11 protein-coding genes are annotated in these 11,680 nt (G+C 73.5%); 5 read left to right on the forward strand and 6 right to left on the reverse strand.

Translation table 11 applies throughout. From position 1 onward, the window contains the following. From ABZ924_RS11525 to ABZ924_RS11535, 3 genes are all read right to left on the reverse strand, one after another. On the reverse strand, positions 1-748 hold a 748-nt coding region (locus tag ABZ924_RS11525), incomplete at its 3' end, for an NrtA/SsuA/CpmA family ABC transporter substrate-binding protein (protein WP_361907042.1). 16 nt (positions 749-764) lie between these two features. Further along, on the reverse strand, positions 765-1,523 hold the full coding sequence (locus ABZ924_RS11530) for an ABC transporter ATP-binding protein (RefSeq protein ID WP_361907044.1): 759 nt from the start codon (positions 1,521-1,523) through the stop codon (positions 765-767). Beyond that, on the reverse strand, positions 1,520-2,302 hold the full coding sequence (locus ABZ924_RS11535; RefSeq protein ID WP_361907045.1) for an ABC transporter permease subunit: 783 nt from the start codon (positions 2,300-2,302) through the stop codon (positions 1,520-1,522). Before ABZ924_RS11535 ends, ABZ924_RS11530 begins: the two co-directional genes overlap by 4 nt. Before the next feature lie 125 nt (positions 2,303-2,427). Here ABZ924_RS11535 and ABZ924_RS11540 point away from each other — a divergent pair, with 125 nt between their 5' ends. Both ABZ924_RS11540 and ABZ924_RS11545 read left to right on the forward strand, forming a co-directional pair. Then, entirely contained in the window at positions 2,428-2,997 is a 570-nt protein-coding gene (locus tag ABZ924_RS11540; protein ID WP_361907047.1) for a cupin domain-containing protein, read from the forward strand. 124 nt (positions 2,998-3,121) lie between these two features. Continuing rightward, positions 3,122-3,424, forward strand: a complete 303-nt coding sequence (locus tag ABZ924_RS11545; protein WP_361907064.1) for a PRC-barrel domain containing protein — start codon at positions 3,122-3,124, stop codon at positions 3,422-3,424. A gap of 14 nt (positions 3,425-3,438) precedes the next feature. On the opposite strand, the gene ABZ924_RS11550 is transcribed toward ABZ924_RS11545, so the two are convergent. Next, positions 3,439-5,001 (reverse strand): FAD-dependent monooxygenase, encoded by a 1,563-nt coding sequence (locus ABZ924_RS11550; RefSeq protein WP_361907049.1) that lies wholly within the window; start codon positions 4,999-5,001, stop codon positions 3,439-3,441. Between the two features lie 143 nt (positions 5,002-5,144). Here ABZ924_RS11550 and ABZ924_RS11555 point away from each other — a divergent pair, with 143 nt between their 5' ends. Continuing rightward, complete coding sequence (locus ABZ924_RS11555; RefSeq protein WP_361907051.1) at positions 5,145-5,828, forward strand: TetR/AcrR family transcriptional regulator; 684 nt, start codon at positions 5,145-5,147, stop codon at positions 5,826-5,828. A 67-nt stretch (positions 5,829-5,895) separates the two neighbouring features. Here the strand turns inward: ABZ924_RS11555 and ABZ924_RS11560 are convergent, their stop codons facing one another. Both ABZ924_RS11560 and ABZ924_RS11565 read right to left on the reverse strand, forming a co-directional pair. After that, positions 5,896-8,598: a SpoIIE family protein phosphatase gene (locus tag ABZ924_RS11560; protein ID WP_361907053.1), complete on the reverse strand. Its 2,703-nt coding sequence runs from the start codon at positions 8,596-8,598 to the stop codon at positions 5,896-5,898. Between the two features lie 117 nt (positions 8,599-8,715). Further along, positions 8,716-9,141, reverse strand: coding sequence for a DUF1992 domain-containing protein (locus tag ABZ924_RS11565; protein ID WP_361907055.1), 426 nt, complete (start codon positions 9,139-9,141; stop codon positions 8,716-8,718). Positions 9,142-9,280: 139 nt separating this feature from the next. Between ABZ924_RS11565 and ABZ924_RS11570 the strand changes: the two genes are divergently transcribed. Both ABZ924_RS11570 and ABZ924_RS11575 read left to right on the forward strand, forming a co-directional pair. Further along, entirely contained in the window at positions 9,281-10,693 is a 1,413-nt protein-coding gene (locus tag ABZ924_RS11570; protein ID WP_361907057.1) for an MFS transporter, read from the forward strand. A gap of 154 nt (positions 10,694-10,847) precedes the next feature. Beyond that, on the forward strand, positions 10,848-11,680 hold an 833-nt coding region (locus ABZ924_RS11575), incomplete at its 3' end, for a SidA/IucD/PvdA family monooxygenase (protein WP_361907059.1).

Raw genomic sequence — 11,680 nt, forward strand, 5'->3', positions numbered from 1 at the left:
CGGACTGGCGGTGCGGCCCCCGCACCAGCGCGCCCCGCACGGCGGTGGTCGCCGCGTCGTCGACGGACGGTCCGGCGACGAGGAGCGTGTGCGCGGTGTACCCGGTGAACGGCACCTCGGCGTAGCGCTCGCCGAGGGCGGTACGGGCCGCGTCGTAGAAGCTCGGGAAGGTGACCCCGGCGTCGACGTCCCCGCGGGCCAGGGCCGCGGGCACCTGGCTGGGGGAGAGGTTGACCACGGTGACGTCGGCGGGGCCCAGCCCCGCCGAGCCGAGCATCCGCGACAGCGCGAACTCCACGTTGGTGCCCTGCGGAACGCCCACCTTCCGCCCCTTCAGTGCGGCGAAGCCCGTGACGCCGCGGTCGGTGCGGGTGAGCAGCCGCCAGTCGGAGAACCGGGACAGGTCGGCGACGATCCGGACGCTGCGCCCGCCGAGCGCGGCGGTGACGGCGGGCAGGTCGCCCACCACCCCGAGCTGCGCCTGCCCGCCCAGCACGGCGTTCAGCGCGTCCCGCCCGGTGGCCAGGGAGGTCACCTTGGCCTGCACGCCCTCGGCGGCCCATAGCCCCCGCTCCTGCGCGAGGTGGACGGGCGCGCCGCCGAGGTAGTCGCCGGCGGCGATGGCGACCGGCGCGGCCCGGCCGGGTCCGCCGCCTGCCGTTGCGGAACCGGAGCCGGAGCAGCCGGCGGCGAGGGCGGTCAGCAGGGCCGCCACCAGGGCGACGGCGACCGCGCGGGGTCGGGACATCGTGAAGGATTCCTCTCTAGGCATGGACGGCCTCCGGCTCGGTCAGCCGGGCGGCGATCAGCTCCCGCAGCGCGGGGTCGGGGGGTCCGGGCGGCACCGGGTGGTCGGCCAGCACCCGGCCGGGCGCGCCGCCGAGCACCACCACCCGCTCGGCGAGCGCCAAGGCCTCATCGATGTCGTGGGTCACGAACAGCACGGTCAGCCCGGTACGCCGCCACAGCCGGCGCAGCAGCTCCTGCATCCGGCCCCGGGTCAGCGCGTCCAGCGCCCCGAACGGCTCGTCCAGCAGCAGCACTTCGGGCTCGGCGGCCAGCGCGCGGGCCAGCGCCACCCGCTGCTGCATCCCGCCGGACAGCTGGCCGGGGTACTTCTCGGCGCCGTCCGCCAGCCCGACTTCGGCGAGCGCGGCCAGCGCCCGGCGCCGCCGCTCCGCCCGGGGCAGCCCGAGCCGCTTGAGGGCGAACTCGACGTTGCCGCGGGCCGTGCGCCAGGGGAACAGCGCATAGTGCTGGAAGACCACGCCCCGGTCCGGCCCCGGACCGGTCACCGGCTCCCCGGCCACGGCAACCCGACCGGCGACCGGCCGCACGAACCCGGCGACCGCACCCAGCAGCGTCGACTTGCCGCAGCCGCTCGGCCCCAGCAGCGCCGTGAACGAGCCCGCGGCCAGCTCCAGGTCCACCCCCTCCAGCGCGGGGAACGCCCCGCCCCGCCCGCGCACCCCGGCCCCGCCGTGTGCGACGGTCAGGCCCTCGACCCGCACGGCCCGGCTCACGCCTCGCTCCAGTGCGCGAAGCGGCGGCCGGCAGCGGCGAGGAGGAGGTCCACGGCCACCCCGAGCAGACCGAGCACCAGCAGCCCGGCGAACATCCGGTCCACCCGCAGGAACTGCCCGTCCACCTGGAGCCGGTACGCCAACCCGCTGTCCGCACCGCCCAGTTCCGCGGCCACCAGCGCCAGCAGCGCCACCGAGGCCCCGTAGCGCAGGGCGGCGAGCAGCGCCGGGGCGGCCGCGGGCAGCAGCACCTCGGTGAACCGCCGGCGCAGCGGCGCGCCCAGTGTCCGGGCCGCCCGCAGATGCGTCACCGGCACCCGCGAGACCCCGTCATGGACGTACAGCCACACGGCGAGCAGCACGGCGTACGCGATGAGCAGCCGCTTCGCGGTCTCCCCGATCCCGAACCAGGCCGTGGCCAGCGGGACGAGGGCGATCGCCGGGATCGGCCGCAGGAAGGAGACGACCGGGGTGACGGCGGCGGACAGCCACGGCAGGTACCCGGTGGCGAAGCCCAGCGCCGAGCCGGCCAGCGCCCCCAGGGCGAAGCCCTGACCCGCCCGGCCCAGGCTGGCGCCGAGATCCGCGGCGAGGGTTCCGCTGCGCGCCCCGTCGGCCAGGGCCGCCAGGGTCTCAGCCGGTGTGGGCAGCAGTCCGGGCGCCGCGATGCCGGCGCGGCCCGCCGCGTACCAGGCGGCGAGCACGGCCATGGCCGCGACCAGGGCCGGACCGATCCGGCCGAGCGCGGCCCGGCCGGGCGGGGAAGGGGTGGCGTGCACGGGGAACTCCTCGTTTCGATAAGTGAGGTCAATAATTGACCACGCTTATGAACGGCGTGTTGCAGCAGTACGAAAGCTGCCGCGGCCTTCCGGCCCGACCACCCGCATGGGGTACGTTCACCAGCGTGTCTCGATCCGAACCCACCCCAGAAGCGGTCGAGGTCGGGCGGGTGATCCGCGCCTGCCGCAAGGGCAGCGGCGTCTCCATGCAGGTCCTGGCCGCCCGCTCCGGCCTCTCGCAGCCCTTCCTCAGCCAGCTGGAACGCGGCCTCACCACCCCTAGCCTGAGCTCCATCTACCGCATCGCCGAGGCCCTCGGCGTCACCCCGGGCACCTTCCTGCGTCCGCCGGGCCGGCCGGGCGCCGTCAGCCACGAGAGCGACCCGCAGGTGATCCGGGTCAGCGAGGCCGCAGGCCAGGTCGCCCATGTCCTGATCCCCGGCGGCAGCAGCGGCCTGATGGAGGCGTACGAGCACCACTTCGAGCCGGGGCAGGGCGAGCGGGGCTGGTTCCAGCACCCCGGCGAGGACTTCCTCTACGTCCTGGAGGGCGAGGTGGTCCTCGAGGTGGAGGGGGAGGAGCCCCTGACCCTGCGGGCGGGGCAGAGCGCCCACCACCGGGGCGACCTCCCGCACCGCTGCCGCCTCGCCGGCGCGGTCCCCGCCCGCACCCTGCTGGTCACCGCGAGCGGCTGAGCCGCCGGGCTGTCTGGAACCGGCCCGGCTGGGTAGGCGCCCCGTGCCCGGACGGGCGGTTCCCCGGCACCGAGGGGACCGGGAAATCGGAAAGACGGGAGAGGTGAGACCCGTGACGGTCGACATGGCACAGCTGGTCGGATACAAGGTCGAGGCCTCCGACGGATCCATCGGGAAGATCGACAAGCACACCGACTACGTCGGGCGCCAGTACGTCGTGGTGGACACCGGCCCCTGGATCTTCGGGCGGCACGTCATGGTCCCGGCGTCCCTGGTGACCGCGGTGGACGCCGAGAACGAGACCGTCCACCTGGCCGCCACCCGGGAGCAGGTGAAGGACTCACCCGAATTCGAGAGCGGCCGGCACGACGACGACGTGGCGTTCATCCAGCTCATCGAGAAGTACTACGCGAACCGCCACATGTGAGCCCCCCGGCCCGCTCAGGCGAGTCCCGAAGCCCTCTCCGCGGGGACGGCGCTGAGCCGGGAGGCCCACGCGGCCAGGTCGCCCTCTGCCGCGGCGGACGCGCCCGCCCACGCTATGTAGCCGTCGGGCCGGATCAGGAACAGCCCGCGGCCGTAGCTCTCATAGGCGCCTATGCGGGCCGTGCGCAGGTTCGCCAGCGGCGGCAGCTGCTCCGGCAGGTCGGTGTCGACGGCGAGCAGGGTGAAGTGCGGGCCCCGGAAGAGGTCGAACAGCCGCAGGCCGTCCCGGCGGCCGTCGGGGGCGCGGTCACCCGCGGCCAGGGCCCCCTCCGGCAGGTCCGACCTGGTCTCGCGGGTGAGCGGCGATTCCCGCAGGTGGATGCCGAGCTGGCGGGTGGCGGCGCCGCGCCGGGCCTCGCCGCGGTGGATCCGCGTCGACAGGCCGAGCATGGCGGCCGCCTGGGGCAGCCGCTCCTCCTCGTACGTGTCGAGCAGGGCCTCCGGTGCACCGTCCCGCAGGACGGCCGCCAGCTTCCAGCCGAGGTTGTAGGCGTCCTGGATGCTGGTGTTGAGCCCCTGCCCGCCGGCGGGCGAGTGGATGTGGGCTGCGTCCCCGGCCAGGAACACCCGGCCCTCGCGGAAACGGTCGGCGAGCGCCGCGCTGACGGTGAAGTCCGAGGCCCAGCGCACCTCCAGTACCTCCTCGGCCGGTATGTGGGTGAGCTCCGCGACCAGCGACCGGACGTCCTGCGCCGTCAGCTCGGGACGGACCTCCGGATACTGGGCGACGAACTGGAACTCCCGGGTCTGCGGCAGCGGGCACGCCGCGGCGAAGCCCCGGCTGCCGTCCTCGGCCGGCGGGAAGATGTGCCAGCGGTCCCGGTCGAGGGAGTCGATGACCACATCGGCCACCACCATCGGCGTGGTGTCGATGCGCTCCCCGGACATCGCGATCCCGGCGAGCCGGCGCACCGTGGACCGGCCGCCGTCGGCCGCGACCGCGTACCGCGCACGGACCGTCGTGCTCCCCCCGCCGCTGCGCGCGAGCACGGCCGCGACGTACTCCGCGTCCTGCGTGAGGCCGGTCAGCTCGCAGCCGAACCGCACACCCCCGCCCAGCTCGCCCAGCCGCGCCAGCAGGATCTCCTGCGTACGCCACTGCGGCAGCATCCACGGCCCCGCGTAGGGCTCCTGCTCGGTGGGCTCGGTCTCCTCGAACATCCGGTGCTCGCCCAGCCGGACCCCGTCCTTCCAGGCCATCCCGACCGGGGCGGGGCCGCCCCGGCGCAGGACCTCCTCCAGCACCCCCAGGTCGTCGAGGACCTCCAGCGTCCGCGGCTGGATGCCCTTGCCGCGGGAGCCCGGGAAGAGGCCCGGCGAGCGCTCCACCACCAGCGGCTGCACCCCGCGGCGCGCGAGGTCGCAGGCCAGCGCCAGCCCTGTCGGCCCCGCGCCCACGATCAGCACGTCCCACACATCCGGCCCGTCCACCGCAGCCACCCCGGTCGCCGCAGCCACCCCGTCGACCTCGTGCGCGCTCGTCTCGTGCGCCCTCGTCTCGTACGCGTTCATGTCCATCCCCGCTCGTCCGGCGGCCGCCCCAGCGGCGGCGCACCCCGATCCAGACCTCCGACCTCTCCTTAACGTTGTTAAGTGAGACCGTAGCAAGAGAATGCCCTTAACGTTGTTAAGCTGTCAAGCCCATCTGAAAGAATCGGGCGATGACCCCCGAGCCCGCGCCCCGACCCCAGCCCGGCCGCACCCCGTCCCGCGTCCCGCCGCTCAGCCGTACGACCGTCGCCGAGGCGGCCCTGCGCCTGCTGAACGAGACGGGCCTGGAGAAGCTCACGCTCCGGGCCATCGCGGCCGAGCTGGACGTCAAGGCCCCTGCGCTGTACTGGCACTTCAAGAACAAGCAGGAGCTCATCGACGAGATGGCCACCGAGATGTACCGGCGCATGGCGCGGGACGAGCCGCAGCGGCCGACGGGCTGGCGGGAGATGCTGCTCGCCGCGAACCGCGGACTGCGCCGGGCCCTGCTCTCCTACCGCGACGGCGCCCGCGTCTTCAGCGGCTCCCGCTTCACCGGCGCCGAACACGGCGAACAGCAGGAAGCCCACCTCCGGGCGCTGCTGGAGGCGGGCTTCGAGCTGCCGCAGGCGGTCCGGACCCTCACGACGACGTTCATGTACACCCTCGGCTTCGTCACCGAGGAGCAGGGCGTCCACCCGGTGGCGGGCGAGCGCCGCGAGGGCTACGACGTCTCCGAGCGCAGCGAGCGGCTCGCCGACTACCCGGCCGCCGCAGCCGCCGGATCCCACCTCTTCGAGGACTACGACGCCCACTTCGAGGAGGGCCTCGAAATCATCCTCGCCGGGGTCGCCGCCCGCTACGGCATCAGCTGACCGCCCTGCGGGCCCGGGCCCCACCTGGGCCCGCAGGGCCCCGGACCCAGGACCCAGGACCCAGGACTCAGTCCCCGCCCTCCGCGTCCGGCAGCTGCTGCTCGGACCAGATGACCTTCCCGTCGGGCGTGTACCGGGCGCCCCACCGCCAGCTGAGCTGGGCCACGAGGAACAGCCCGCGGCCTCCCTCGTCGGTGGTGGCCGCGTAGTGGAGGCGGGGGGAGCTGCTGCTGCCGTCGAAGACCTCGCAGGTCAGCACCCGGTCGCGCAGCAGCCGGACCCGCACCGGCTCGGCGCCGTGCCGGATGGCGTTGGTGATGAGCTCGCTGAGCACCAGCTCGGTGGCGAATGCGAGTTCGGTCAGCCCCCATTCGTCCAGCTTCGCCATCGCCTCGGCCCGCATGGAGGCGACCGCGCTCGGCTCGAACGGCACGTCCCATTCGGCGATGCAGTCCGCCGGCAGTACGGACGTCCGTGCGACCAGCAGGGCCACGTCGTCGCGGGCGTGCTCCGGCGGCAGCTCGTCGAGGACGGCCCGGACGGTGTCCCGCGGGCTGCGGTCGGGGTGGGCGACGGCGGAGCGGAGCCGGTCGAGGCCCTCGTCGATGTCGCGGGTGCGGTCCTCGATCAGCCCGTCGGTGTACAGGACCAGCCGGGCGCCCTCGGCGAGGTCCAGCTCCGCCGCCTCGAAGGGGAAGCCGCCCAGCCCCAGCGGCGCCCCGGCGGGCAGCTCGGGTGTCTCGACACGGCCGTCCGGGTGCACCACCAGCGGCGGGACGTGCCCGGCCCGGGCCACCGTGCACTGCCGGGTCACCGCGTCGTACACGGCGTACAGGCAGGTGGCCCCGACGAGGCCGCCCTCGACGCCGCCGCCCTCCCCGCTCTGGTCGGTGTACTGGACGAGGTCGTCGAGGCGGGCCAGGAGCTCGTCCGGCGGCAGGTCGAGCGAGGAGAAGTTGAGGACCGCCGTCCGCAGCCGGCCCATCGCGGCCGCGGCGTGCAGCCCGTGCCCGACGACGTCGCCCACGACGAGTGCGACCCGGCCGCCCGGCAGCGGGATCACGTCGAACCAGTCCCCGCCCACCCCGGACGTGGCGGGCAGGTAGAAGTGGGACACCTCCACGGCGTTCTGCTCGGGCAGGTCCCGCGGCAGCAGGCTGTGCTGCAGCGCCACGGCGACGGCGTGCTCGCGGGTGTAGCGGCGGGCGTTGTCGATGCTGACCCCGGCCCGGGCCACGAGCTCCTCGGCCAGGGAGAGGTCCTCCTCGTCGAAGGGCTCCGGCTTCTCGGACCGCCAGAAGTTCACGAGCCCGAGGACGACGCCGCGGGCCTTGAGCGGGGCGGTGATCAGGGAGTGGATCCCGTAGTCGATGACGGCCTGGGTCCGCGGCGGGTCCTGTACGTACCAGCCGGGAGTGTCGGCCAGGTACTCGATCAGCTCGGCCTTGCCGGTGCTCAGGCCGCGGGCCTGCGGGGTCGTCGCCACGAAGTCGATCACCCGGCCGCGGGGGTAGAGCGGGTTGTCGTCGCGGATGCCGCTCACGCCGGTACGGCGCAGGTCCGCGACCCCGCCCGTGGGCTCGTCGCCGGCGAGCACGGGCTCCAGCAGGTCCACGGTGGCGAAGTCCGCGAAGCGCGGAACGGCCACGTCCGCGAGCTCCTGCGCCGTCTGCTCCACGTTGAGGGTGGTGCCCACGCCGACGCCGGCGTCGTACAGCAGGCGCAGCCGCCTGCGAGCGGCCTCCGCGCGGGCGGTCAGGACCCGCATCTCGGTGGAGTCGCGGATGGTGACCGCCATCCCCTCGGCCCTGCCGCCGCGCGGCCGGGTGGGCCGCTGGTTGATGACCAGCAGCCGTTCCCCGGCCTCCAGGAACTCGTCGGTGGCCTCGCGGCCGGAGAGCAGGAGGTCGGCCAGGTGCCCGTCGAGTTCCGCCAGCTGCCGGATGTGCCGGCCCTCGGCGTCGGGCGGCAGGTTGAGCAGACGTTTCGCCTCGTCGTTGGCGAGCAGCAGCTGCCCGCCCCCGTCGATGATCAGCACCCCTTCGCGTACGGAGTGCAGCACCGCGTCGTGGTGCTCGTACATCCGGGTCATCTCGAGCGGGCCGAGGCCGCGGGTCTGCCGGCGCAGCCGCCGGCTGATCAGCGCGGCGCCGGCCGTGCCCAGCGCCAGGCCCGCCGCACTGGTGGCGAGGATGACGGGGAGCTGCCGGTAGACCACACCCGTGACGTTCTTGACCGTGAGGCCGGCCGACACCAGCGCCTCGACCCGGCCGCTGTTGCCCTCGGCGAAGACCGGGACGATGGCCTGGATTTCCTTGCCCAGGGGTCCCTGGACGCTCTCCGTGTGCACCTGGCCGGCCAGCGAGGGCTCGATGTTGCCGACGAACCGTTTGCCGATGCGGTCGGGCAGCGGGTGGGTGTAGCGGATCCCGTCGGTGTTCATCACGACGATGAAGTCGACCCCCGCCTCCTTGCGCGTCTGCTCGGTGAGGGGCTGCAGGATCTTGGAGGGGTCCTGGGACTTCAGCGCCTCGTGGAGGCCGAGGGAATGGGAGAAGGTCTCGGCGACCGCCACCGAACGGTTGCGGGCCTCCCGGTCGACGTCGTGGGTGGACTGGAGCACCAGGGCCAGGACCGCGCCGGCCGCGAGCAGCACCACGATCGCCACCTGAAGGACGAATACCTGTCTGGCGACGCTCCGCGGGCGCTTCCCGCTCAGTGACCGCACCGACGTCCCCGGCACGGGCTGCAAGGATGGGTCACGAACCATTTGTAGCACTGTCACCGGCTCTGGGCCGGGAGGGCCGGACGTGCACTTTCGTGGGCGATTCGCCGGCGCCGGCCGGGTCGGCCGGTCGGCGCCTGCGCGGGGCGCCCGGTCTGCGGCTCAGTCGGCGGTGGCGTCGCCCGCGCCGTCCGTGCGCTGCGCGCGCCATTGCGCGAGGACTTCCTCGACGTCGAAGGGGGACAGGCGCAGGGGCGGTCCGGGCGGGGGCATGCGCAGCGCCGCTGCGATCTTCTCGTTGACGGCGTCGAGGAGCTCCCGGACCCGGCGCTCGGAGCGGGCGGCGCGGACGGCCTCCAGCGTGTCCTCGGCCTCCTTGCGCAGGGCCAGGGAGGGCGGCAGCGCCGCGAAGCCCTCGCGGTGCATCTTGTCCTTGATCCACCACATCTCGTCGTACGGCGTGTCGAGCGAGGCCAGCGGCTTGCCGAGCCCCTTCAACTGCTCGAACTCGCCGCGCTCGGCAGCCTCCCTGATCTGCCGGTCGACCCAGGACTCGAAGCTGACGCCCGGCGGCTTGCGCTCGGTCACGGTTCCTCCCTCGGGGCCTGTGGCACCAGGGTATCGCCGCCTAAATATCTTGACGTCGAGATTAATCTCCGGCAGGCTACCGCTAAGTATCTCGACATCGAGATACTTTACGGGGGAACTCGGCACTCGGAGGCCTGGGATGGGGCAGCGGCACGGCGCACGGACGGGCGCGAAGGCGAACGCCCACGCGAGGGGGAGCAAGGGGGGCGGCGGTCTGCTGGCCCAGCTGCGGCGGCCGCCCGGCGGCCGGGACGCGCGGATCATGCTGTTCGGCCAGCTCGTGGACCGCACGGGCACGGGCGTCTGGGCCGCCTCCTCCGTCCTGTTCTTCACCTTCGTCGTCGGCCTCGACGCCGGCCGCCTCGGCCTGCTGCTGGGCGCGGGCGCCGTGGCCGGCATCGCCGGCTCGCCGCTGGCCGGCCACCTGGCCGACCGCTTCGCGCTCCGCCCGCTGCTGATCGCCTGCCACCTGCTGCGCCTGGTCGCCCTGTGCGCCCTGCTCGTGGTCACCCGCTTCGAGGTCCTGCTGCTCGTCGTCGCCCTCACCACCCTGGGCGACCGGGCGGCCAAGATCCTGGAGATGCTGTTCGCCACCCGCGTGGCGGGCGAGCGCCGCGCCACCTACCAGGCACTGTCGCGCAGCGCCGCCAACGCGGGCTACGCGCTCGGCGCCGGCATCGCCGCCCTCGGCCTCGCCATCGGCACCCGCACCGCCTACGAGGCCCTCATCCTGGCCAACGCCCTCTCCTTCCTCGCCGCCGCGGTCCTGGTGTGGCGCACCCGCGAGCCGCACGGCCACGGCCGCGTCGCCGCCCACTCAGGCACCCCCGAGGGCAGCGTCCCCGCGGACGGCGGCGCCGAGGGCGGCGGCGCCGCGCAGACCGCGCCCGGCGCACCGAGCGGGCAGAACCCGTGGCGCGACCGCGGCTACCTCCGCTTCGTCCTCCTCGACATCCCAATGACCCTGGACGACTCCCTCCTCAACGTCGGACTCCCCCTGTGGCTCGTCCACCACACGGACGCCCCGCACGCCGTGGTCCCCGCCTTCCTGGTGATCAACACGGTGCTCGTCGTCGTCCTCCAGCTCACCGTCTCCGCCAGGGTCGAGACGCCCCGCCAGGCCGCGTCCGCCGTCGGCTGGTACGGCCTGGCCGTGCTGGCCACCTGCACCCTCCTCGCCCTCACCCCGGCCCACGGGGCCTGGGCCGCCTCCTCCGCCCTCCTCGCCGCCGCGGTGCTGGTCACCGCGGCTGAGCTCGTCCGCTCGGTCACCTCCTGGGAACTGGCCGTCTCCCTCGCGCCCCGCGAAGCGCGCGCCTCGTACCTGGGCGTGGCCGGCATCTCCTCCGCCGCGCAGAAGGCCGCCGGGCCGCTGCTGCTGACCGGTGCGGTGATGACCGCCGGGCCCGCCGGCTGGCTCGCGCTGGGAGCCGCGGTCGCCGGGCTGGCCGTCGTACAGCGCCGGGCGAGCCTGCGGCGGCTGGATGCCGTACGGCCCGCTCCGGCCGGGCCCCACGTCCCGACCGCATCGGGCGCCGCGCCGGCCGCCTGACCCCGGCCCGGCGCGCTGCCGACCCGGCACCGCGTCCCCGCCCCAGATTCCCCAGTCGACGGGACACGTTCCCCTATCGACGGGGAACGGCGGAAATCTAGCCTCGCTCCTGCCAGTCGGCGAAGGGGATCACCGGGAACGAGGGGGAAGTGTGATGGACCGGGAGGTCGGTGTTCTGGCGATCGGTGCGGGTCCGGCGAATCTGGCGCTTGCGGTGGCCATTGAGGAGTCGGGTTCGGACGGTTTGGCGGACGGGACGTTGTTGTTGGAGCAGGGTCCGGACATCAAGTGGCAGCGTGATCTGTTGATGCCGTGGGCGCGGAGTCAGGTGTCTTTTTTGAAGGACCTGGTGACGTTGCGGAATCCGACGAGTCGGTTTTCGTTCCTGAATTTCCTGCATGAGCGGGGGCGGTTGGACGAGTTCGTGAATTTGGGGACGTTTCATCCGTTCCGGTGGGAGTTTTCGGATTATCTGCAGTGGGTGGCGTCTTCGTTGGAGCGGGTGGGGATCCGCTATGGGGCGCGGGTGGTGCGGGTGGATCCGGTGGTGGGTTCGGATGGTGTGGTGGCGGGGTGGGAGGTGTTGCTGTCGGGCGGGGATCGGGTGCGGTGTCGGGATCTGGTGGTGGGGGGTGGGCGTGATGCGCGGGTGCCGGGGGTGTTTGCGGGGCTGGCGGCGGATCGGGTGATTCACAGTGCGCAGTACCGTTCGCGGATTGCGCGGGTGGATCGGGATCGGGCGTTGCGGGTTGTGGTGGTGGGGGGTGCGCAGAGTGCGGCGGAGATGTTTTTCGCGGTGCACGAGAATTTGCCGAGGAGTCGGGTGACGATGGTGGTGCGGTCGATCGGGCTGCAGAACTACCAGACGTCGAAGTTCGTGAACGAGTTGTTTTTCCCGTCGTTCGTGGATGATTTCTACGGGGCTGCGCCGGAGGTTCGGGCGCAGGTGTTGGACGAGATGCGGTTCACGAATTATGCGGGGTTGGC

It is taken from the genome of Streptomyces sp. NPDC046876 (genome assembly GCF_040645035.1).
GTDB lineage: Bacteria > Actinomycetota > Actinomycetes > Streptomycetales > Streptomycetaceae > Streptomyces.

Bases quoted from the DNA above. Each gene is read 5' to 3' on its own strand.
- ABZ924_RS11545 (WP_361907064.1), top strand. From the start codon at position 3,122: ATGGCACAGCTGGTCGGATACAAGGTCGAGGCCTCCGACGGATCCATC.
- ABZ924_RS11550 (WP_361907049.1), bottom strand. From the start codon at position 5,001: ATGGACATGAACGCGTACGAGACGAGGGCGCACGAGACGAGCGCGCAC.
- ABZ924_RS11555 (WP_361907051.1), top strand. From the start codon at position 5,145: ATGACCCCCGAGCCCGCGCCCCGACCCCAGCCCGGCCGCACCCCGTCC.
- ABZ924_RS11560 (WP_361907053.1), bottom strand. From the start codon at position 8,598: ATGGTTCGTGACCCATCCTTGCAGCCCGTGCCGGGGACGTCGGTGCGG.
- ABZ924_RS11570 (WP_361907057.1), top strand. From the start codon at position 9,281: ATGGGGCAGCGGCACGGCGCACGGACGGGCGCGAAGGCGAACGCCCAC.